Origin of the sequence: uncultured Sutterella sp. (assembly GCF_937923675.1) — a bacterium.
GTDB lineage: Bacteria > Pseudomonadota > Gammaproteobacteria > Burkholderiales > Burkholderiaceae_F > Sutterella.
This window is the reverse complement of record NZ_CALDXB010000030.1, coordinates 17,611-39,188: the sequence shown is the minus strand read 5'-3', so window position 1 is coordinate 39,188 and position 21,578 is coordinate 17,611. Positions and strand designations below refer to the sequence as shown.

The following is a 21,578-nucleotide window of genomic DNA, read 5'->3' as shown; positions in this document are numbered from 1 at the left end:
CCCAAAAAGGATCTTTCCAGAATTCCCGGACACGAAAACGGGCGGAAGCTTCAATAAAAAGCGCCGCCCGTTTTCCTTTTGTCATTTCGTCAGTAAAGACGAATCAGATGCGGATGCGTTCCGGCTCCGCGTCGTCAAAGCGCGTCTCGATCACGCGGAAGCCCTGGGATTCAAGGGACGCCCGGCCGTGCTTCGTCGTGATGAGCGATGCGCCCCTGCCCGTCAGCTGGCCCTTCTTCATGACGGTTCTGCCGCCCACGATCGTTTCCGCGACCTCCTGGGTTTCAAGCCGGAAGAGCGTCATGTCGGCAGCAGCTTCGCCGGGGGTCAGATGCCCGCGGTCGAAGAGCCTCAGATGGCGCGCGGGGTTGAGCGACGTCTTCTGCACGAATTCAGAGAGCGTGAGGGCGCCGAATTTGACGAGCGAGAGGCCGATCGAAATCTGCACGTTTCTCGGGATGCAGCCGCCGTCGGTCGAGATCGCGTCGACCACGAAGGTCCCGTCAGGGCGCTTTGCCTCTGCAATCATCAGGCGCGAGAGCGCGGGATTGACGGGGAAGCTCCCCGCGGTCTTCGTGCCCGCGGATTCCCACAAGCGTATCGCCTCCTCGCCTCCGGCAAGGTCAGAAATGATTCCCGTATCGCGCACGACGAAGAGAACGCCCTTTCTGATGGCGCCTCGGATGCCGTCCGCCGTAATCGGGAAGCCGTAGGTCTTGAGGCACGTGCGCGTCACGTGGTCGATCACCTCGCCCTTCTCGTCGCAGGTGAGGATCGTGCCGTTCATCGGGCTCACGTAGCCTTCGGACCAGATGTTGGGATTCTCGATCAGGAGGCGGATGGCTTCAGCCGCTTCCTCTTCAACCGGATTGATGCGGCCGCGGCAGTAGGCGTTGATGTGGGCGAGGTGAAGCTTCAGACCCTTCACGGCGTCGATCACCTCGCGCATGCCTTCAATATTGGAGCCCGCAGTGGTCGACCCCGCATGCCAGGCAACGTAGACGCCCATTTCGTTTGCGATCTCAACCACGCTGCGGCAGGTTTCAAGCGGAAGCGGCCAGTGGCCGCCCATGAGCTTCACGCCGACGGAACCCGCCTCAACGGTCTTTTCGAGCCAGGAGCGGATCTCTCCCCGCGAGGGCGAGAGCGTCCCGAAAAGGGCGTCGGGCGAAAAGCCTTCAATGGAGGCGACGTTGATGCCGGCCCCCGCATAGGGAATGGTTCCAAGAATGTCGGTAAAGGGACCGGCCATGTCGAGGCAGGTGGTGACGCCCGCGAGCGCCGCCATGCGCTGACCGTAGGCAGACCCGAAAACGCTCCCGAGGTGAAGGTGCGAATCAATGAGGCCCGGCATCAGCACGAGGCCGTCGGCTTCCTCATCGAGTTTTGCCCGGCCGGCGAGCGACGTCGCCACGGCGGCGACGCGGCCGTCCTCGATCGCGACGTCCGCGATGCCGTCAAAGCCGTTCTTCGGGTCCACGACGCGGGCGCCGCGAATAATTCGATCCCACATGTTTGCTCTCCTTTTCTTATCGAGGACGAGCCAAGCCGCCTCACTTTCCGAGACGTTTTTCCGGGAAACGAATGCCCGTCCTTTTGATTTGCAGGAATCAGGGTCTGATTCCCGCTGAATCCCTTAATGATGCTCCCAAAATGCCGGCGTCTGGAAGGTCTTCCTCAATCGAGGCCGCGGGATTTGCAATCGCCTGCGTTTTGCCCGCGTAGATGCCCGCCCAGCCGCGCACTCTCGCCTTCATTTCGGCGACGCCCAGGACTCCAAAGGCAAAGCCCTTCCGCACGAGCTCCCCGGGCACGAATTCGTCGTACTTCTCAAAGACCGGAATTTCTCCGGGATAGAGGAGCTCCATCGGATCGTGAAGGTTTTCGGCCGCTTCGTAGATCGCGCGGAAGAATTCCGCTGCGCCCGCCTTCATCCTGAGAAGAATGAAATAGGGGCGCGAGGCGTCGAAGCTCTTCAATCCGATCCTTCGGGCCGCATGGAGGCGAATGAGGCGCTCGAGCGCAAGGAAGGGATAGGTCCCGAGCCAGGGCAGCAGGCACCAGAGGCCTTCGCCCAGGGGAATGAGAGGCGTCTCCGTCGCACGCGCGCGGAAGGCCGCGAGCCTTCCCTCATGAAGGCGCTCGCGCGCGCCCTTCATGAGGTAGGGGTAGTCGGCGTCGGAGCGGAGCACCGCGCACATCTTTTCCAGAATGTACGTATTGATGTCGCCCGGACAGAGCCCGAAAAAGGCGGGAACGGTGCCTTCAACCCGCGAGCACCAGACGACGTGACGCTTCAGGTCCACGTCCTCGACGCGCCAGACGTGCCCCGCGATGGCGATTTTTTCCCCGGCAGGGGGCGGCCGCACGATGGTGCCGAGCTCCTCGGATTCGCAGCGCACGGAAAACTCTTCATTTTCCTGAAAGACCGCGTAAAAACGGAAGCTCGCGAGCTGCCGCTCGCCCTGGAGCCCCACGATGAGTCCGCCCGTCTCGGTTCGCTCGATCTGGTTGCTCGCAAGCAGCCCCCGCAGAAGGACCTTGTAGTCGTCGGGCGAAATCCTGCGGAAAGCGGAAAGCGTAAGCACGCGGCCGGCAAGCTCGGCGGGCTTCATTTCGCCTTCGGACGCAAGCGTCATCATCGTCTGGTGGTAGAGAAGGCTGTAGGGGAGGCGGTCGAGCTTCGGCGGCTCCACCCAGCGGTCCTCGCGGTAGCACTCCACAACGGCAATCGCCTGCAGAAGCTTCCAGGGAATCGTTTCCGGAAGCATCGCCCGGGGTTCGGGTTCGTCCTCGCGGATCACGAACCACATTTCGGGCGGCTCGCCCCGGCGGCCCGTGCGCCCGAGGCGCTGCAGAAACCCCGAAACCGTAAAGGGCGCATCGATCTGAAAGGCGCGCTCCAAGCGCCCCACATCGATCCCGAGCTCGAGCGTTGCCGTCGTGCAGGTGGTGACGCGCTTCTCCTCATCCTTCATAAGCGCCTCGGCATCAGACCGGATCGCAGTAGAGAGGTTCCCGTGGTGAATGGCGAAGCGGTCGGGCTCGTGCCGCAGCTCGCAGTATTTGTGAAGGGTCGAGGTCACGAACTCGCACTCTTCCCTGGAATTCGAGAAGACGAGGCACTTTCGCCCGCGCGTATGCTCGAAGATGTAGCCGATGCCGGGGTCCGCGCCGCCGGGCGCGAGGTCCGAGGCGCGCGAGAGCTCTTCCTTTTCCGCCGCGCCGGGTTGAGCCACGGCGCGGGCGTCGGAGGAAACCTCCGTAACTGCAGCATCGGGCGCGCGCTTTTCTTCACCCCCGGCCCAGAAATGCTCCATCGAGAGCCGCCAGCGCACCGGAGGCGAATCCACCTTCGGCACGAGGGCGGGGCGCTTTGAGCCGCTCCGCAGAAACTCCGCCGCAAGCGTCGTGTTGCCGATCGTGGCCGAGAGTCCGATGCGGCGGGGCTCCGTTCCTGCGAGGCGCGAGAGGCGCTCGATGAGGCACATGGTCTGAAGCCCCCGGTCGCTTCGCATGAGGGAGTGGATTTCATCGATCACGATGAAGCGGAGGTCGCCGAAAAGCGTCGGGATCATCGCGTGCTTTCGAAGAAGCATTGCTTCAAGCGACTCGGGCGTGATCTGGAGCACCCCAGAAGGATGCTCGAGGAGCTTCTTCTTTCTGGACTGCGCGACGTCTCCGTGCCAGGACCAGACGGGAATGCCGCCTTCGGCGCAGAGGTCGGTCTGGCGCTCGAACTGGTCGTTGATGAGGGCCTTCAAAGGTGCAATGTAAAGCGCTCCCACGGAAGCTGAAGGGTTTTCCGAAAGAAGCGTGAGGATCGGGAAAAAGGCGGCCTCGGTCTTCCCTGAGGCGGTCGATGCCGTAAGGAGCACGTGCGCATCGGTATTAAAGACCGCATCCCCGGCCGCCACCTGGATCCCGCGCAGGCGCTCCCAGCCGTTCCTGTAGATGAAGTCCTGCACGAAGGGCGCATAGCGGCTGAAGATGGACGGCATGACGTTTCCCTCTCACTCAGATGTCGAATTCCGCGAAGAGCTTTTCCTTATCCCCGTCCGCTTCCGCCTTCTTAGCGGGAGCGAATTCGTCGCTCTTAAAGAGCGCCTCCACCGTGAGGTCCGGATGCTGCATGAAGAGGTTGAGGGCCTCAATGAAGTCGCGGATGATTTCGCGGGGCGTGAGGTGGCTCGACGCTCCCTCGCGGTCGTATTCGATCTCGAGGAACCGCGCGAAATCCTTTTCGCCGAGCCTGCAGGGGTAGCCGTAAAGCCCGGCATGCATGTGCGCGAGCTTTTCAATGAGAACGAGGAGCTCCTCGGTCGTGAGGGGCTCGAGCCGGATGACGGGGGACATCAGATCCTGACGGCCTTCCTCGCTGAAGCGCCCCGAGGCGAGGCGCGAGCGGAGGGCCTCGTAGCTGAAGAGCCCCCGGCGCTGATCCTCAACCGCCTGGGGCGTCCCGCCCATCAGAATGCCGAGATAGCGCGCGCGGCCCTGCAGCGCGTCGTTGTAGATCGTGAGGACCTTCTCGTAGTTGTACTGGCGCGAAATGCTGTTGGGGATCTTGTAGAGATTGACGAGCTCGTCGATGAGAACGAGAAGCCCCGAGTAGCCCGCGCCCCGCAGAAAGAGCGCAAAGATCTTCACGAAGTCGTACCAGTTGTCGTCCGTGACGATGAGATTGACGCCGAGATCGCGCTTCGCGTCGGCGCGCGTCGCGTACTCGCCGCGCAGCCACTTGACGATATTGGCGCGAACCTCGTCCTCGCCCGCGGTCATGGCGCGGAAGTAGTTGACGAGGAGCGCCGAGAATTCATAGCCGTGCACGACTTCGCCGAGCTTTGCGATCTGCGCGAGAATGCGGCTCTCGCCCTGCGCGAGATAGGCGGGATTGCCGGGGAGAATGTTCTCTTCAGCGAGCCCGGCGCGGATCGCGCTCATCCAGCGCTCGAGAATAAGCGTGAGCGCCCCGCCCTCCGGCATCGTCTTCGTGGCGAGATTCTGCATGAGCTCCTTATAGGTCGCGAGCCCCTGCCCCTTCGTCCCCTGAAGGCGGCGTTCGGGCGAGAGGTCGGCGTCGGCCACCACGAACCCGCGGTCCATCGCATAAGCCCGTATCGTCTGGAGGAGAAAGCTCTTGCCGCTACCGTAGCGGCCGGTAATGAAGCGCACCGAGGCGCCTCCCTCGCTCACGATCTCAATGTCGGACAAAAGCGCATCGATTTCCTTCTTGCGGCCTACGGCAATGTAGGGAAGTCCGATGCGCGGCACAACGCCGCCCTTCAGGGCATTCAATACCGTGCGGGCAATGCGTTTCGGAACTTTCTGCTCTTGAGCCATGTTTTCTTCGAAATGTTGGTTTTTACAGCTGAATAACGCCTTTGAAGCCGCCGTCAGGAGCTCTGAAGCAGCTCCCGCAGATCCTCAGCATAGTCTTCAATGAGGGAGAGCTTCCCGCCGACAACCTCTAGGAATGCGTCGCCGAACGCATCGTAGAGCTTTTCGTTGAGGCGGTCGGCCGTCATTTCGGGAGAAGCGCCGCCGGGGAGATCCGAAGGAGAGCTTCCCGCGAGAAGGCTCTCGAGAAGCGCCCGGTCCCCGGAGGAGAGCGCGTCCGGATCCTCCGGAGATGGTTGCGGAACTTCTTCGGATTCATCGGCCAGAGGCGTGCCTTCGGGAGTATCGCCCATCGATGCGCCGGCTTTTGTCGCAGCGAATGCGCTTTTTTCGGGTTCGTCGACGCCTCCGGACGCTGCCGCCTCCGGGAAGGCCTTTTCCACCCTGGGAAGCTCCTCTTCGGAAGGCTCCTCAACAATCAGCTTTTCCTGCGTTTCAAGCGCATCCGCACGAATGCCGGCAAGGCGCCCGAAATCAAGCTGCCGCACGGGGTTGGCGGCCTTTCGCCTCGCCTCATCCCAGTCGCCGAGCACCTCGCGCACGGCGCGGGTGAATTCGCCCGTCGGATCGGAAACAGAGAGCTTTCTCCTGCATCCAAGGGCGCTGCGGAGCTCCGCATCCGCCGCCTTCAGAAAAGCGCTGATCTCCGGCAGCGCCGCACGCTCGGGAAAAAGCTCCTCAAGCCGCCAGGATCCCTTTTCGCAAACCCAGCGCTTGAAGGGCGAAATCGTATAGATGCGGTCTTCCGGGCGGCGCGAAAAATCAAAAACGGCGGAAGCGAAAAGCTCTGCATCTCTTATATAGCGCGTGCCGAACCAACGGTCGGTGCCAAAGGCGCAGCGGTCCCTGAGCTTTCTGAAGCTTTCGAGCACAAGCCGCTTCAGTTCCCTTTCGTGGCCCGGCCAGAAGGAGGATTTTTCGAGCTTGTAGGACGAGCGCGCGCAGAGAAGCCGGAAAGTTTCTTCCGCGAATTCCGGGTCGGCATCAAAGTCGACGCCGGCCTCGAGCTTCGCAACGACATCGGCGGTCGTGCGGTCCGCTTTCGGCACGTATTCGCGCCGCATGAGACTCTGGTCGAGCCCCTCGTAGACCACCAGGTCGTCGAGCCACTGCGGAACATAGCGGTCGAGCGTGAAGTCGAGTTTCCGATACTCCTCCCAGAAGGCGGAAAGCTTTTCAAAAGCATCGAGAGGCCCCGAAGCGCCCGCGCCGTTCAGAAGCTCGTAGACGTGAACAAAGGCGAAGGAAACCGGAGCGCCCATCTTCCGCTCGCCCGCCTTCCAGCGCGTGCGCCAGGAAAAATAGGAAAGAAGCTGAGGCCCGGACATCCGGGCGTAGGTGGGATAGTAGGCCGAAAACCACGACCGATGGAGATCCGGGAAATCCCAGTCCGCCATGAATTCCGCCTGAAGCCTGAAGACCCGCTCCTCGCCCTGGCCGTTCGCTTCAGCCCGGGCGCCGAGCTCGAGCATTTGCCGGATGCGCTCCGGAAGGGCTCCTTCATCAACCCGCCTGGCTTCGAGCCGTTCCTCGTGCCTCGGAATGACTTCATCGGTAAAAATGCGCTCTTCCATCCTCAAAATCTCTCCTGCCGTCTTTCAAGACGAAAAGAATACCCGCGAATGCGTGCGGCCGCTCCGCGCGTAAACCTTGCCGCTTCCGCTACGATGTATTCATCAGGACTCTGCGCGAGGAAAAGAAAATGGAAATGCTCGATAAGGCCCAGCCGGACCTTAGTCTGGACGAATTAAGGTTTCTCGTCACGCTCTTTGAGACGCAGAGCCTCACACAGGCGGCAAGCAGCCGCGGCCTCAGCATGGGTGCGGCCTCGCGGCGCCTCTCATCGCTTCGCGAAGCCTTTCAGGACGAACTCTTCGTGCGCGCGGGCCTGCAGATGCTCCCGACGGCGCGCATGAGGGCGATGCTTCCGAAAGTTCTGAATCTTCTCTCCCTCACCCAGTCGCTCTTCAGCAGCGACGCCTTCGACCTCGCCAACACCCGCCGCACCGTCAGAATTCTCGGCGTCGACAATGCCGTCATGACGATTCTCCGGGAAGCCATCGGACGGTTCGCGAAGGACGCCCCCAACGCCACGATTGAAATCAAGGCCATTGATCCGCAGATGCTCGAACTCCTGCGCACGGGCCGTGCGGACATTGCGATCTACCCCCTCAAAACCGTGCCGAAGGACTTCCATGTGGTCGAGCTCTACCACTCCCGCCGCGGCATTCTCGTGAGGAAGGGCCACCCGCTTATTGAGCTCTACAACAAAAAGGGGCATTTAACCCCCGAGGACCTCCGGCCCTACCGCAAGGTGGAAATGAATAATGCGGGAGCGCCCGACTTCGGGCCGTCCCTTGATGCGCAGCAGGAGGTCGGGATCGCCATGCCCTACTATCTCGCCGTTCCCTGCGCGCTCATGGAGACGGACTTCACCTACATTGCGCCCGTCCTCACGCTCCTCAACTTTCTTCGCGACGACCGCTACGAACTGCGCATGCTCCCGGCGCCTCAGCAGATGAGCGCCTTTACGCCCTCCGTCGTCTGGCATAAGGGCACGCATTCCGATCTCTTCCTGCAGTGGGTGCGGGGCGTCATCGTCGGAAGCGCCAGAGCGGAAGCGAGGCGCCTCGGCGTTGTCGAAGAGCCCGACCGATAAGCCGTTGCCTCTGCTTGCATATTTTGCAAAGTACTGACTTTTTCGGGATGTATGCTTTCTCAGAGGCGAGTCTCTCCTTTTCGCCTCATTTTTCTGCGGAGCATTCTCCATGCGCTCACTTCTCTTCACGGGCACGGTTCTCGCGCTCACGCTGCTTTCCGGCTGCACGACCTACGTGCAGGTATCGAGCGACCCGGAAGGCGCCATGATTTCGAGTGCAGAGGGCTCGACCACCTACGGCAGAGCCCCCGTCAGCATTCCCTTCGACAAGGATGCGTTGGAGGCCTCGGGCGGCCGGATCCCCGGATTCATCGCGACGTGGCCTTCAGGCGCCCGTGCGGAATCCGAAAATCCCTACACCGTGATGGACTTCCGCTACGGCGCTCAGATTGAACTCAAGCGTCCGGCAAATGCGCCGGGGCTCGATGAAGACCTGAAGTTTGCGCTCAGCCGGGCTCAGGAGCGCGCCCGCGCGGCGGAGGCCGAAAGAGACCGCATGCGCCTCTACATGGACAACACCTGGTTCTGGGGTCCGCGGTTTGCCCCCGGCTTCTACTACTGGCCGTAACCATCTTCCCGGCAGCTAACCCGGCAATCCGGCGGCAATCAGCCTCGTACGCTTCAGCTTCGCACACGCCTTCAGGAATAAGGAGCCGGGTTTCCTGCTCCCGCAAGCCGACAAAATTTAAATTAGCCGCGCGCTTATTTAAAGAAAAGGGCTGATTTTTTAAATCTGCCCGTCTGCCGTCAATCTCTCTATCGATCCTCCGGGGAGTCCCATCATGAAGACCTCTTTCATTGCTACCGGCGACAGCTTCATCACCCGCCATATTGCAGCCGACGGCTACGAAGGCTTTGACGAACTCAGAGCGCTCATTGAAGCGCACGACGTGAAATTCGCCAACCTCGAAATGACCTTCCATCGGCAGGAGGGCTGGCCGGCCGCGGCATCAGGCGGCACATGGGCGATGACCGATCCCTCGATGCTCGACGACATGCTGCGATTCGGCTTCAACCTCTTCAATACCGCGAACAACCATTCGGGCGACTTCGGGCAGGAGGGCGTGAGCGCCACGATCAGGCACCTCAACGAGAGAGGGATGACGTTTGCCGGCACCGGCAATACGCTTCAGGAAGCCGCTGGCGCATGCTTTCTCGAAACCCGGGAAGCCCGAGTTGCACTGATCGGCATCACCGCGACCTTTGATCCCGCAGCCGCTGCCGGAGGTCAGAGCGGCACCATGCGCGGCCGCCCGGGCCTTAATCCGCTCCGCTTCCGAACCATTCATCACGTCAATCCGGAACACTTTGAAATGGCGAAGACGCTCGCCGCCGTTTCACAGATCAACGCCAAGGCGGAATTGAGCATCAGGAACGGCTACCGGCCCCCGTTCCCCGAAGGCACGCTTCCGCTCGGGAGCATGTTCTTCGCGCTGACGGACAAAGCGGAATACAACGAAACGGTTCCGAACGAGAAGGATCTCGCCCGCACGATCGACGAGATCCGCAGCGCCCGCGCTCAGGCCGACATTGTTCTCGTGAGCCTTCACGCGCACGAAATGCGGGGCACCGACTCGACCGTCGCCGCAGAATTTCTGGAAACGTTCTCCCACGCCTGCATTGATGCGGGCGCCAGCGTCGTCATCGGGCACGGTCCGCACGAACTGCGCGGCATCGAGGTTTATAAGAACGGCCTGATTTTCTACAGCATCGGCAACTTCATCTTTGAAACCGAAACCGTTGCGCTCCAGCCCTTCGACGCCTTCAGCTCGAAGGGACTGCCGATTGACATGAAGATAGGCGACTACATGGACCACCGCTCGAAGAACGGCACCCGTGGCTACATCGTGCAGGAGAACATCTGGCGCGCTGTCATGCCGAGCTGGACGATCGAAGATGGAAGAATCAGGGACGTGCGTCTCTATCCGATCGATCTTTCCCAGCACGGGACGAGATCCCGGCGCGGCATCCCGAAGCTCTCCCATTCGAATATCACGCTCGAGCACCTCCGGAAGCTCTCAGAACGCTACGGTACCGACATAGAAATCCGCGATGGCGTCGGCTGTCTGAAGCTCAATCAGGATGCGGCGCCTTAAAGCCGGCTGACGATCAAGCGCAGCCGGAATTTCTTCAAGTTCCGGCTGGAAATCCTCCTCTCTCAGAATGAGAAAGGAGGAAAAATTGGAGGACGCCGCCCGGCGACCAGGCATCAGCGGCTCGAACCGATCATCCGAAGCGTGCCGCCTCCGACAAGGCAGTTTTTCCCACGGAAGACGAGCCCATAGGCGTAGTACTTCGCGCAGCCCATATGGTCGAAGATTTCGCCGTATCTTTTCTCTTCGATCTGCGCCAGAGCCGAATTGAGAACGCTCGTCATATTTTCATCACGCCCGGCGCGCTTGATTTCCAGGACAACGCCCGTCTTTTCCGAACCGGCTCCCGAATCGAAGACAATATCGGCATAGCCGTCGCCCGCTTCGATATTCGACTTGAAATTCTGTATTTGATCGCCTGCAGAAGCCAGAAGCGCCGAGAGGAACCCGTGATAGTAGTTCTCCGCCGGAGCTCTGGATTGAGCGTCGCGCACCGAAACGTAAGTTCTGAGGAGCGGTGCGAGCACCGATGCCATCCCATCCACATCACCGGAAAATGCGGATTGCACAAGCCTCGAACCGTGGCGAGCAAAGGATCGATTCTCTGCCGAGTACCGGGCAAGAACACGTTCCTTAAAAGTCTGACGAATCTCCTCATTGGGGATTCTTACGCGGAAGTGCTTCGGAGCCAGCCGTTCTGCAACAGTTAAGTAGCCCGTAAAGAGAAGAAGCGTCCAGAAGTCTTCCGACTTGTGAAAAGCCATGTCCGCGTAAGTGAGCTGCTCATTAATCTCGACTTCAATGACGCCGCCGTCAACCAGCATTTGCATTCTGTCGGCATCAGCATCAGACAAAAACCCAAGAAATTCATCAATAACGATGTTCCCGCTTGTCGCCGTCCAGTAATTTTCCGGCACTCGGGCCGCCGGATCCGATGTTTTAGCGGCTTTGCTGCAGAAGCTGATCAGATCCCAGGGCGAATAAATATCCTGCCTCCCGAAACGATATCCGTCGTACCAGTGCTTCACGATCTCACGAACCGACTCGAGGTCGTAGTACCGGAGCATTTCGTTCACTTCATCCGGCGTGAATCCCATGGCAGCTGCGAGCGCCGGGTCATTCTCCGTGCAGACCGTGTTGGCCGTGAAATTGTTGACGCCCGTGAAGATGCTCTCCTTGCTGACGCGCAGACACCCGGTGAAGACGGCTTTTTTCAATACAGGACGACCATTGACGACCGGCCCGGTTTCCGGCTTCAACGGGTCAAGGAAAGCTTTCAGAAGATCGCACATTTCGGAGAAGTATCCGCGCTCGGCAGCCCTCGCGAGCGGAACATCGTACTCATCAACGAGGAGCACCACCTGCTTTTCATAATGCTTTGCGAGCATCGCGATCATATCGCCAAGGAAGCTCTCAGCTAAATCAAGATGCGACAACTCGCGCATGAACATCTGTGAGGAGTAGTTCCGCAGCATCGTCTTTTCTTCATCGCTTAGACGAGGGCTCTCGAGCAAGTACTCATGCCTTTTTGCCTCCGTGACAAGCTTGCGGGAGAAGCTCCGATATGCCCATTGGAAATTCTGTCCCTCAACGCCTTTCAAAGAAAGAAAAATGACGGGAAACTGTCCAAGGAACTTTTCGCAGAAAGGCTTGTCCTCGGCAATCTTCAGGCCCTTAAACCATGCCTGCTGCCTGGTTTTACCGCCCGAAGTCTCGGGATTCATCGTGAGAAAGGCATTGAGTGTATCCATGAAAAGCGTCTTGCCGAAACGGCGCGGCCGGGTAATGAGATCCACGAAATGGCCCGACTCCATCACCGCCTTAATGAAGGCCGTTTTATCGACATAGTAGTTTTCATCCTCGATCAGAGTAACGAAGGACGAATTGCCGACTACGAGCGTTTTTTTCATAGCGAGTTTCAAATGCTGCAACAGGTGATTTTGAGTCTATCACGAGCCTTTTTGCACCCGACTATCCCGCGCGTTCGCTGCCGCCGCATGCTCCATAACTTTCGAACGCAGTCCCGAAGCAATCGCACTCATACTCTTTTAGAGGTACTAAATCAAGCTTTGATTCAGCGTTCCATGCCGCACGGTTTCCCCCCTCAAATCCAACCAGCGCCAGCAGCACTCATATCGCTCCCGAACGCTCTCTCAGGGTTATTCCTCCTGCTTCCCTGCCGTCGGATGACGGCATCAAAAAGAACGTTATTTCTTGTTTTATATGGCATTTTATGTAAATAAGAATCATTCTCAAAATATTCTTGCGAAAACAACAACTTAGCTTTCAAATTCTGTATGGCGCAATCATCGGGAGATTAAGAAACTAAGCCGAAAGACGTAGAGAAGCGGCTTCAAAAAGATCAGAACAACAGGGAGCCGCACCTGCTTCCGTCTCAACGGTTTGCCCCATTCCTCACATGAAGGCAGACCGCAAGCGTTTCCCGTCACCCAGGAGTCCAGCCATGGAATTCCCCAAAATCTCCCGCCGAAGCTTCCTTGAAGCAGCTGCCGCCACAGGCGCCGCCGCGACGCTTTCCGGAACGATCTCGGAAGGTCTTGTGCCTGCCGCAAAGGCTGCCGTTCCCGGCGCCGCTCAGGAAGGCGAAACCAGAATCGTCAAGACCTGCTGCCGCGCCTGCATTCACAACTGCGGCGTCCTCGCGCATGTGCGCAACGGCCGCGTCGTGAAGCTCGAAGGCAACCCCGAATACCCGATGTCGAAGGGCTCGCTCTGCGCCAAGGCGCTTGCGGGCGTAAGCGCCCTCTACCACCCGAACCGCAACAAGTACCCGCTCATGCGCGTGGGCAAGCGCGGCGAGAACAAATGGAAGCGCATCTCCTGGAAGGAAGCAGTCGACATCATCGCCAACAAGCTCGAGGAAGTCCGCCGGCAGTACGGCGCCGAATCCGTTCTCGTCACGACGGGCGGCGGCGGCAATCCCGCCTTCCGCGGCATTCCGCGCTTCTGCAACGCCTTCGGCACCCCCAACTGGTACGAGCCCGGGTGCGCGCAGTGCTACCTCCCGCGCACGCTCGCCTACGACCTCATGTACGGCGGTCCCTCGACCTCGATTGCCGACGAATCCGCCCGCGAAATCTACAACCCCAATACGGAAATCAAGACGCTCGTCCTCTGGGGCACGGACGCCTCCTACAGCTGCACCGCGGGCGGCGGCCGCGCCCTCGTCGAACTTCGCGCCAAGGGCGTGAAGACCATCTCGATCGACCCGCGCTTCCAGCCCGATGCCGCAAAGTCCGACATCTGGCTCCCGATCCGTCCGGGCACCGACGTTGCGCTCATGCTCTGCTGGACGCGCTACCTGATCGAAAAGAACCTCTACGACCATGAGTTTGTTCTTAAGTGGACGAACCTTCCCTATCTCGTCAATGCGGAAACGAAGCGCCTCGTGCGCGCCAATGAGCTCGATCCGGCAGCAGACGCGAAGACCTTCGTCGTCTGGGATGCCAGGACGAAGAGCCCGAAGGCGATCCGCTATCCGTGGGACGACGCGCTCGAACCCGTGCTCGACGGCGAATTTGAATTCCAGGGTGTGAAGTACAAGACGGGCTTCCGCTGCCTCCGTGAACGCGCCGAGCCCTGGACGCTCGAGAAGGGCGCTGAAGTCTGCTGGCTCGATGCCAAGAAGATTGAGGAAGCGATCCTCATGTACGCCGACGGCCCTGCGGGCATCGCGCTCGGCGTTGCGACCGACCAGACGCCCAACTCCGTCCAGGCCGCCATGGGCTCCGTCATCCTCAACGCCCTCATGGGGAACGTGGAGCGCCCGGGCGCCCTCATGCAGAGAAATCCCTCGAGCAATGTGGTTCCTGCCGGGAGCCTCGCCACGCGCTGCTCCTACCTTCTTCCCGAAGGCCAGCTCACGAAGCGACTCGGCTCCAACGAACATAAGGGGCTCCTCCAGTGGGACGCCGGCCAGCCTTCGGCCATCCTCAACGCGATCCTCACCGAAAAGCCCTATCCCCTCAAGGTATGGCTCGAACGCTCGGGCAACAAGTTCGGCGTCAACGGCAATGCCGCCTCCTGGGTTCCCGCCCTCGAGAAGATGGACCTCGTCGTTCACATGTACATGTATCCGACATCCTTCTCGAAGTTCGCCGACATTCTGCTTCCGGCCCGCGAATGGCTTGAGACCAACATGCTCGTCGAATGCATGAACATGGTCTTCGCCCGCCAGGCCGTGGCGCACGTCTGGGAGACCGAGGACGAAACGCTCTTCTGGTCGAAGCTCATCAAGCGCTGCGCCGAACTCGGGAACGACAACTGCAAGCGCGCCTGCGATCCCGCCTTCATGAAGGACGACCTCGCCTACTGGGATTCGATGGAAGAGCTCCTCAACGGAAGACTCAAGCGCATCAACATGACCTGGAAGGAGCTCCTCGAGCACAATCCGGTCACGTACATGCCTTACGAGAAGTGGAATTCCTACTACGTCTACAAGAAGACGGATCCGAAGACGGGGCTCCCCCAGGGCTTCAGAACGCCCACGAAGAAGCTCGAGCTCTACGGCGACGTCTTCATCGAACTCGGCCGCACCGGCAAGCCCTATGCGCTCCAGAAGCTCCCGCCCGTCGAGAAGGACTACGACCCGCTTCCCTACTACCTTGAGCCGGCGGAAAGCCCCTCGGGCGAGATTGCGAAGAAGTATCCGCTCGTTCTCACGAACGGGCGTCTCCCGATGTACCACCACGGGACGCTGCGCAACATTCCGTACCTGCGCGAAATCTACCCGGTGCCCGAAATCTGGGTGAACCCCGAGACGGCGAAGGACTATGCCGTCGCGACGGGCGACTGGGTCTGGGTTGAGTCGCTCCGCGGCCGCATCCGCGGGAAGGTCCGCCTCACCGAAGGCATCCCGCCCCGGATCGTCTATATGGAGCGCTTCTGGTTCCCGGAAACGCTCGACACGAAGACGGGCGGCTGGCAGGAAGCGAACGTCAATGTTCTTTCGAAGAACGATGCTCCCTTCAACGACATGGTCGGCACCTATACGCTGCGCGGCTTCCAGGTGCAGATCTCGAAGGCGCCCGGCGCTCCGGAAGGCATCTGGCAGAAGCCAGAGGACTTCAAGCCCTGGCTCCCGCAGCCGACCGACACGACCCCTGACGCGAAGTTCTGACGGAGACAACGATCATGACCCAGAAAACAATGGTTATCGACCTCGACCGCTGCATCGGATGCTTTGCGTGCGAAGTCGCCTGCAAGCAGGAAAACAACGTGGCCCTCGGCGTGCACTACAACAAGGTGCTCTCGATCGGTCCGATGGGAAAGTTCCCTGAGATCAAGCAGTACTTTCTCCCCTCCATCTGCCAGGGCTGCAAGGACGCCCCGTGCGTGAAGGTCTGCCCGACGGGCGCGACCTACAAGACCGAGGACGGACAAATTCTGGTCGACAAGGAAAAGTGCATCGGCTGCAAGATGTGCATGGCGGCCTGCCCCTACGGCGCGCGTTCCTACAACGCGGAAACGAATGTGGTCGAAAAGTGCACGCTCTGCCAGCACCTTCAGGCCGTGGGCGAACAGCCCGCGTGCGTCAAGGTCTGCTGCGCCAAGGCGCGCTTCTTCGGCGACATTGATGATCCGGAAAGCGATGTTTCGAAGGTCATTGCCGCCGCCGGCCCCGAAAACGTGCATTCGATGCCGGATTCGGGGAACCACCCGACCGTGCGCTACATCCTGCACAAGAAGACGGGCGACTGGCAGGCCAACCCGCCGAAGATGCTTTAAGCGGGGATTGCCGGCATGACGAACGCGCTCTCGCTCTTCACGCTCCTCTTCTGCGCCACGCTCGGCGCCGGAGCCGCACTTGCGCTCGCCCTCGGCGAATGCATGGGAGTGAGAGCGCGCGCTGTGAAAAGAACGGCGCTCGCAGCGCTCTTCCTCTTCATTCTCGGAGGCTCAGCCGCGGCCTTCTCCTTCGGGCGGCCCGAACTCATCTTCGGCGTCCTGAGGAACCCCGGCACCGGGCTTTTCCGGGAATTCGCGAGCCTCGGGAGCGCCCTCGTTCTTCTTCTCCTCTACCTCGTCCTGGCCGGCCGCGGAGCGCTTGAGCGAACGACAAAGCCCGCTGCGGCCCTCGCCGGCATCGCCGGCACGCTCGCCGCAGTCTTTGCCGCGCTCTCCCTCTACATGCCCTGGCGCGCCGGCTGGCACACGCTCGCCATGGGGCTTCCCGCTCTGGGATGGAGCATCTCGGCCGGCGCCGCCATTTTTCTTCTCATCGCCGACCTTGAAGCACGGCGGGAGGATTTTGAGGAGGAAGGGAAGAACACGCTCCGCGAAGGCGCGCTTCGGATGATTATCCTCACGCCGCTTCTTCCCGCACTCGGCCTCCTCATTTTTCTCGCGAGGCTTGGGTTGGGCGAAGCGCCCTCCGATGCGCCGACCGCCGGGAGGCTTCTCACGGGCGACCTCGCGCTTCCCTTCTGGATGGGCGCGCTCCTCTCGGGCATTATTTGCCCCGCACTCATCGCCCGGGCGATTCGAAGGAGAGTCCAATCGAAGGCAGGAAAAGTTAGAGGGATTGCCGCACCTGCGCTCCTTCTCACGGTTCTCGCCGCCCTCGGCTCCGCAGCCTTCAGCTGGAGCGTCCTCAAGCTCGGCGTCCCTGAGTGGCGCTTCTTCTGACCATCCATTCCAACCGACTTCACTTCAAAATGAAAGAGCTTCTTCCCTTCTTCCAGAGCCGCTGCGGCCTCTACGTCTTTCTTTCCCGCGTCTTTGAGACGGAAATCGACGGGACCTTCCTCGAGAAGATCCGCTCGATGGACTTCACGGCCGATTACCCGAGCGAAGCGATGAAGGAAGGCGCCGCAAAGCTCGGCGACTGGCTCAAAAACCCGGGCGGCGATCCGCTCACGGACCTTGCCGTCGACTATGCCCGGATCTTCATCGGCGCAGGCGTCACGGGCGGAAAAGCCGCCTATCCGTACGAATCCGTCTATACGAGCCCGCAGGGACTCGTCATGCAGGAAGCCTGGGAGAAGGTCTGCGCAATCTACCGCCGCCACGGCCTCGCACGGAAGGAGCACTCCGACATTCACGAAGACCATATTGCGCTCGAACTCGACTTCATGGCGCAGCTCTGCCGCGACGCGATGAAGTTCGCCGCCCGCGGGGATTCGGAAGCCGTGACTGCGAGTCTTGAGGCGCAGGCGTCGTTCCTCGGGGACCATCTCCTCAACTGGACGAAGGGCTTCGCCCGCGACGTCGAGCGCTATGCCGAAAAGCCCTTCTACCCGGCCGTCGCTCAGTTCATGCGAGGGTTCCTGATCGTGGACGGAGCGCTTCTGAAGGACCTCCTTCAGGAACTCAAAAACGACGGAATGCCGCAGGCAGAAGCCTGACCGGCAATAAGAAGAAGGACCCCGACATGCCGGCCGGAAGCCAGAAAAAATCTCCCCCGAAATTCGATCGCCGCGGACTTCTCGCAGGATCCGCCGGTGCGGCCGGCCTCCTTCTGCTCGGCGCCTGGGGAAGCGCCGAAGGGGAATCCCATCTCGTTCGTCCGCCCGGATCCGTTTCGCCCGAAGGCTTCCTTGCCCGGTGCCTCAGATGCGACCGCTGCCGCAGCGTCTGCCACACCAATGTGATCGGCGCTGGGAAGCTTTCCGACGGAATCCTCGCGATTCGCACGCCCGTCATGGATTTCCGGCTCGGCTTCTGCGACTTCTGCGAGAAATGCGCGGAAGTCTGCCCGACGGGCGCCATTGCCGCGTTCGACCCGGAAACGGCAAAAATCGGACTCGCGGAAGTCACCGACTCCTGCATTGCGCTCAGAACCGGCGCCTGCACCAAATGTCATGAAGCCTGTCCCTATGAGGCGATCGACCTTGACCCCAGAAACCGCCCGATCGTGAACGCGGAAAAGTGCAACGGCTGCGGCAAATGCGAGCTCATCTGCCCCTCGCACGTCTACCAGTCCTGGCGCGGAGAAGCGGAGCGCGGCATCGTCGTGAGGCCGCTTTCGATAGCGCCGTCTGATTGAGAGGGAGGCTCCAAATGAAGATTTCATCCAAAGTTCTCCGCTCCCTCACGGCAATTCTTTTTCTGCTTCTCACTGCCGCGGGGCTTCTCTGGCATACCGGCTGGGGAACGCTCTCGAGCTTCGGCTGGAAGGACATTGCGCTCATCTGCCCGCTCGGCGCCATAGAAGTCATGCTTGCCGAGAAGACCTTCATCCCGCAGGCCTTCTTCGGACTCGCTGCCGTTTTCCTCATCTGCACGATCTTCGGGCGCATCTTCTGCGGCTGGGTGTGTCCCGTACCGCTCCTGAAGCGCCTTTTCAGGAAGCGCGACGAAGTCCGGATTGATGAGCAGAAAACCCGGGGAGCGCCCGGCGCTCCGCATGAAGAAAAGACTGAGGGAGCCGCCGCCGGTCCTCTTGCTTGCGCGCAGTCGTCTCCGGCCAACTGCGCCATGGAAGCTGAACCCGCCTTGAGCGCCTCAGCTTCAGTCAGGAAAGCGCAAGCCGAAACCGAACATTCTTCCCGTTCCCCGGGCGCCCGGAATGCCGGTCCTCTTGCCGTTCTCGCGGGCGCGCTCGCATCGTCCGCAGTCTTCGGCTTTCCCGTTTTCTGCCTCATCTGTCCGGTAGGCCTCACCTTTGCGCTTCTCATCGCGCTCTGGCGGCTTTTCGAGGTGAACGACCTCTCCTGGTCGATCGCGATCTTTGCGGGCTTTCTCTTCCTTGAAATCTTCGTTCTTCGCCGCTGGTGCGGGAACTTCTGCCCGCTCGGCGCCCTGATGACGCTCCTCTCGCGCTTCAACCGGACGCTTCGTCCGACGGTGAGCCGGGCCTGCCTCAGAGAGTCGAAAGGCCTCAACTGCCGCGTCTGCGCCACGGCCTGTCCCGAAGGGATCCGGCTCACGGAGCCTGACGGAGGCTCAAGCCATGCGCACTGCACGAAATGCCGGCGCTGCGCCGAAAGCTGCCCGGAAGGCGCCATCACCTTTCCTCTGATTCCGGGGAAAGTGGAACTTTCAGACGCTCAGAAGCCGCGATCACAGCGCCGGACGGGCGCGCCGCTTGAGCTCGAAAAGCGCCGCACGACATTTCTTCCCGCCGTCGGCACCCTGACGCTCTCCGAAATGCGGGAACAAAGCGCCCGCTGCATCGAATGCGGAGCATGCGTCAGGGCCTGTCCGCAGCACCCCGACATTCCGGCCTGGATGGCGCTCCTTCGCGAAGAGCGCGTGCGCGACGCCGCGCTCCTGATGCTTGAGAAAGGGCGGCTGCCGGAAATCTGCGGCCGCGTCTGCCCGTCTGAGCATCTCTGCGAATCGGTTTGTCCCGTCGCGGGCGGCGCCGTCCCGATTGCCTCGCTCGAGCGCGCCGCGGTTGAGCGCGTCCTTGCGCGCGGCTGGGAGCCGAAGCGCCCGGGGAAGAACTTCAATCGATCCGTCGTCATCATCGGCGCGGGGCCCGCCGGTCTCGCGGCAGCCGACATCCTCGCCCAGGCCGGCCTCCGCGTCGTCGTCTGCGACCGCGCGCCTGCCGCAGGGGGACTTCTCACCTTCGGCATTCCCGCCTTCAAGCTCGAAAAGGAGCTTGTTCTGAGGCGCCGCCGGATGCTCTCGAGAATGGGCGTTGAATTCAGATTCGGAACGGAAGTCGGGAGAGACGCTTCCGCCGCGAAGCTTCTTAAAGATGCCGATGCGCTCTTCATCGCTTCGGGTGCCGAGAAGCCCGTTTCCCCGGGAATCCCCGGCGAAGAGGCCAAGGGAGTGGAAGAGGCCAAAACCTACCTTGCAGCTTCGGCGTTCCGGATGCTCCCGGAAGATATTCAAAAGCACGCGGAAGCGCCCCCTGCTTCAGCGGAAGTCCGCGGCAAACGCGTCGTCGTCATCGGAAGCGGCGACACCGCCATGGACTGCCTGCGGGCCGCCATTCGCGAGGGCGCCTCCTCTGTGCTCGCAATCGCGAGAAAGCCCGAAACTCAAATCCGCGCAATCCCGTCTGAAGTCCTCGCCGCCCGCGAGGAAGGCGCGAAGCTTCTCTTTGAAGCCATCCCGCAGCGCATCTGCACGGATGACTCGGGAGCGGTCAAAGCGCTCGACATTCGTCATGTCCCTTCGGGCGAAATCCGGCAAATTCCTGCGGATCTGATTCTTCTCGCCTGCGGCTTCCGCACGGAACCGCACCCGTGGATTGCAGCGCTCGGCGTACGCTTCACGGATAAGGGCCGGATCGAAGCAGCGAACACCCGCACGAACGTTCCCGGCATCTATGCCGGAGGCGACGCCGTCCGGGGCGCGGCGCTCGCGGCCGAAGCCGTTGCCGACGGCAGAACTGCCGCGGAAGCGATTCTTTCGGATCTCGGCCTCTGTGAGGAACTTCATCATGCACGATGACGCGAAGCCGCTTCTTGCCGGAAGGCGGTGCCTGCGCACCCGCCACATCTCCTCGACCTGCACGGCCTGCGTCGACATTTGCCCGGAAGAAGCGCTCGTCCTGAAGGAAAAGCGCCTCCTCTTCGCCGCCTCAAGGTGCACCGGGTGCGGCGCCTGCACGAGCGTCTGCCCGGAGGACGCCCTGATTGCGCCCGCCTTTACAAGCGAAGCTTTGGAAGATGCCCTCCTCCGGGAGGCGCCTCAGGGCCGCATCGTCTTTGCCGCAACCAATGCCGGAGCGACGGGGAAGAAAATTCTTCTTCCCTCGCTCCTTCATCTCTCGGTCGACTGGATCCTTCTCGCCGTTGCTCTGGGTGCAAAGGAAATCAGGCTTCTTTATGCGCCGGGGAGCGTCGACGAAAAAAAGCTTTCCGACATCACGAGCCGAATCGAAATCGTGCGGAAAATCTGCGCGGAGCTCCATCTCCCTCTTAAGCTCGAAGCCCTTCGGGGCGCCCCGAAAGTCGACGCCGGCCGGCGCCGCTTCTTTTCGAGGCTCGGCGCTGCGCTTGAGCCTCAGGACGCCTTTTCGCCTCAGACTCAGGAGGCGCGAAGCCGCATCGCCAAAACGCTTCTTGAAGAACCTTTTGTGCGGATCCCGGACAGCCGCTTGAGACTCATCCAAGCGCTCAAGCGTCTCCTCGAAAAATCGGGGAAAGCCGACAGTCGGGAAGCCGCAAAGCTCTTTTCGGCGCCCCGCATCAATGCCGCGAAATGTTCCGGCTGCGCGCTCTGCCCGGCCGTCTGTCCGACGGGAGCACTTCAATCGCAGGGGGAAGGCGGAACGCTCAGGCTTCTTCTCAACGCCGGCGCCTGCACGGGCTGCCGGCTCTGCGCCGACATCTGCTTCATGAACGCCGTCACGCTTCACGAAGCGGCGTCGCTCGAAGAAGTCTTCCCGACGCCTGCGAAAACGCTTTTCGCCCGAAAGAATGACGCCCGGGCGTTCGATACCTGGGAGGATAAGCTCTCGGGGCTGATCAATGCTCCGGTCTATCGGACGTGACTGCGCT

15 protein-coding genes are annotated in these 21,578 nt (G+C 61.1%); 10 read left to right on the top strand and 5 right to left on the bottom strand.

Annotated elements, in window-relative coordinates:
- Positions 1-103: 103 nt before the first annotated feature.
- From Q0106_RS04170 to Q0106_RS04155, 4 genes are all read right to left on the bottom strand, one after another.
- Positions 104-1,513 (bottom strand): amidohydrolase family protein, encoded by a 1,410-nt coding sequence (locus Q0106_RS04170; RefSeq protein ID WP_297609231.1) that lies wholly within the window; start codon positions 1,511-1,513, stop codon positions 104-106.
- A gap of 97 nt (positions 1,514-1,610) precedes the next feature.
- Complete coding sequence (locus Q0106_RS04165) at positions 1,611-4,001, bottom strand: DEAD/DEAH box helicase (protein WP_297609228.1); 2,391 nt, start codon at positions 3,999-4,001, stop codon at positions 1,611-1,613.
- 16 nt (positions 4,002-4,017) lie between these two features.
- Positions 4,018-5,343, bottom strand: coding sequence for an ATP-binding protein (locus Q0106_RS04160; protein ID WP_297609225.1), 1,326 nt, complete (start codon positions 5,341-5,343; stop codon positions 4,018-4,020).
- 53 nt (positions 5,344-5,396) lie between these two features.
- Entirely contained in the window at positions 5,397-6,974 is a 1,578-nt protein-coding gene (locus Q0106_RS04155) for a TerB N-terminal domain-containing protein (RefSeq protein WP_297609222.1), read from the bottom strand.
- 128 nt (positions 6,975-7,102) lie between these two features.
- On the opposite strand from Q0106_RS04155, the gene Q0106_RS04150 reads away from it, so the two are divergent.
- The 3 genes from Q0106_RS04150 to Q0106_RS04140 all read left to right on the top strand — a co-directional run bounded on the left by Q0106_RS04150 (position 7,103) and on the right by Q0106_RS04140 (position 10,155).
- On the top strand, positions 7,103-8,059 hold the full coding sequence (locus Q0106_RS04150; protein ID WP_297609219.1) for a LysR family transcriptional regulator: 957 nt from the start codon (positions 7,103-7,105) through the stop codon (positions 8,057-8,059).
- Between the two features lie 109 nt (positions 8,060-8,168).
- Positions 8,169-8,627 (top strand): hypothetical protein, encoded by a 459-nt coding sequence (locus Q0106_RS04145; RefSeq protein WP_297609216.1) that lies wholly within the window; start codon positions 8,169-8,171, stop codon positions 8,625-8,627.
- Between the two features lie 214 nt (positions 8,628-8,841).
- Positions 8,842-10,155, top strand: a complete 1,314-nt coding sequence (locus Q0106_RS04140; protein ID WP_297609213.1) for a CapA family protein — start codon at positions 8,842-8,844, stop codon at positions 10,153-10,155.
- Positions 10,156-10,268: 113 nt separating this feature from the next.
- Here the strand turns inward: Q0106_RS04140 and Q0106_RS04135 are convergent, their stop codons facing one another.
- Complete coding sequence (locus Q0106_RS04135) at positions 10,269-12,062, bottom strand: AAA family ATPase (protein WP_297609211.1); 1,794 nt, start codon at positions 12,060-12,062, stop codon at positions 10,269-10,271.
- Between the two features lie 554 nt (positions 12,063-12,616).
- Here Q0106_RS04135 and Q0106_RS04130 point away from each other — a divergent pair.
- Genes Q0106_RS04130 through Q0106_RS04100 form a run of 7 tightly spaced genes read left to right on the top strand, consistent with a single transcriptional unit; the run spans position 12,617 to position 21,571 of the window.
- Positions 12,617-15,292, top strand: coding sequence for a molybdopterin-dependent oxidoreductase (locus Q0106_RS04130; protein ID WP_297609208.1), 2,676 nt, complete (start codon positions 12,617-12,619; stop codon positions 15,290-15,292).
- 14 nt (positions 15,293-15,306) lie between these two features.
- Positions 15,307-15,900: a 4Fe-4S dicluster domain-containing protein gene (locus Q0106_RS04125; protein ID WP_297609205.1), complete on the top strand. Its 594-nt coding sequence runs from the start codon at positions 15,307-15,309 to the stop codon at positions 15,898-15,900.
- A gap of 15 nt (positions 15,901-15,915) precedes the next feature.
- A complete protein-coding gene (locus Q0106_RS04120; protein WP_297609202.1) occupies positions 15,916-16,800 on the top strand; it encodes a hypothetical protein in 885 nt (294 codons plus the stop codon).
- Between the two features lie 29 nt (positions 16,801-16,829).
- On the top strand, positions 16,830-17,519 hold the full coding sequence (locus tag Q0106_RS04115; RefSeq protein ID WP_297609200.1) for a molecular chaperone TorD family protein: 690 nt from the start codon (positions 16,830-16,832) through the stop codon (positions 17,517-17,519).
- 26 nt (positions 17,520-17,545) lie between these two features.
- Positions 17,546-18,160: a 4Fe-4S dicluster domain-containing protein gene (locus tag Q0106_RS04110; protein ID WP_297609197.1), complete on the top strand. Its 615-nt coding sequence runs from the start codon at positions 17,546-17,548 to the stop codon at positions 18,158-18,160.
- A gap of 14 nt (positions 18,161-18,174) precedes the next feature.
- Positions 18,175-20,526 (top strand): FAD-dependent oxidoreductase, encoded by a 2,352-nt coding sequence (locus Q0106_RS04105; protein ID WP_297609194.1) that lies wholly within the window; start codon positions 18,175-18,177, stop codon positions 20,524-20,526.
- Complete coding sequence (locus tag Q0106_RS04100) at positions 20,516-21,571, top strand: 4Fe-4S dicluster domain-containing protein (RefSeq protein ID WP_297609191.1); 1,056 nt, start codon at positions 20,516-20,518, stop codon at positions 21,569-21,571. Before Q0106_RS04105 ends, Q0106_RS04100 begins: the two co-directional genes overlap by 11 nt.
- Positions 21,572-21,578: the final 7 nt, after the last annotated feature.

Excerpts from the sequence above, each read along its gene's own strand:
- Q0106_RS04170 (WP_297609231.1), bottom strand. The coding sequence starts at position 1,513 with ATGTGGGATCGAATTATTCGCGGCGCCCGCGTCGTGGACCCGAAGAAC.
- Q0106_RS04165 (WP_297609228.1), bottom strand. The coding sequence starts at position 4,001 with ATGCCGTCCATCTTCAGCCGCTATGCGCCCTTCGTGCAGGACTTCATC.
- Q0106_RS04160 (WP_297609225.1), bottom strand. The coding sequence starts at position 5,343 with ATGGCTCAAGAGCAGAAAGTTCCGAAACGCATTGCCCGCACGGTATTG.
- Q0106_RS04155 (WP_297609222.1), bottom strand. The coding sequence starts at position 6,974 with ATGGAAGAGCGCATTTTTACCGATGAAGTCATTCCGAGGCACGAGGAA.
- Q0106_RS04150 (WP_297609219.1), top strand. The coding sequence starts at position 7,103 with ATGGAAATGCTCGATAAGGCCCAGCCGGACCTTAGTCTGGACGAATTA.
- Q0106_RS04145 (WP_297609216.1), top strand. The coding sequence starts at position 8,169 with ATGCGCTCACTTCTCTTCACGGGCACGGTTCTCGCGCTCACGCTGCTT.
- Q0106_RS04140 (WP_297609213.1), top strand. The coding sequence starts at position 8,842 with ATGAAGACCTCTTTCATTGCTACCGGCGACAGCTTCATCACCCGCCAT.
- Q0106_RS04135 (WP_297609211.1), bottom strand. The coding sequence starts at position 12,062 with ATGAAAAAAACGCTCGTAGTCGGCAATTCGTCCTTCGTTACTCTGATC.
- Q0106_RS04130 (WP_297609208.1), top strand. The coding sequence starts at position 12,617 with ATGGAATTCCCCAAAATCTCCCGCCGAAGCTTCCTTGAAGCAGCTGCC.
- Q0106_RS04125 (WP_297609205.1), top strand. The coding sequence starts at position 15,307 with ATGACCCAGAAAACAATGGTTATCGACCTCGACCGCTGCATCGGATGC.
- Q0106_RS04120 (WP_297609202.1), top strand. The coding sequence starts at position 15,916 with ATGACGAACGCGCTCTCGCTCTTCACGCTCCTCTTCTGCGCCACGCTC.
- Q0106_RS04115 (WP_297609200.1), top strand. The coding sequence starts at position 16,830 with ATGAAAGAGCTTCTTCCCTTCTTCCAGAGCCGCTGCGGCCTCTACGTC.
- Q0106_RS04110 (WP_297609197.1), top strand. The coding sequence starts at position 17,546 with ATGCCGGCCGGAAGCCAGAAAAAATCTCCCCCGAAATTCGATCGCCGC.
- Q0106_RS04105 (WP_297609194.1), top strand. The coding sequence starts at position 18,175 with ATGAAGATTTCATCCAAAGTTCTCCGCTCCCTCACGGCAATTCTTTTT.
- Q0106_RS04100 (WP_297609191.1), top strand. The coding sequence starts at position 20,516 with ATGCACGATGACGCGAAGCCGCTTCTTGCCGGAAGGCGGTGCCTGCGC.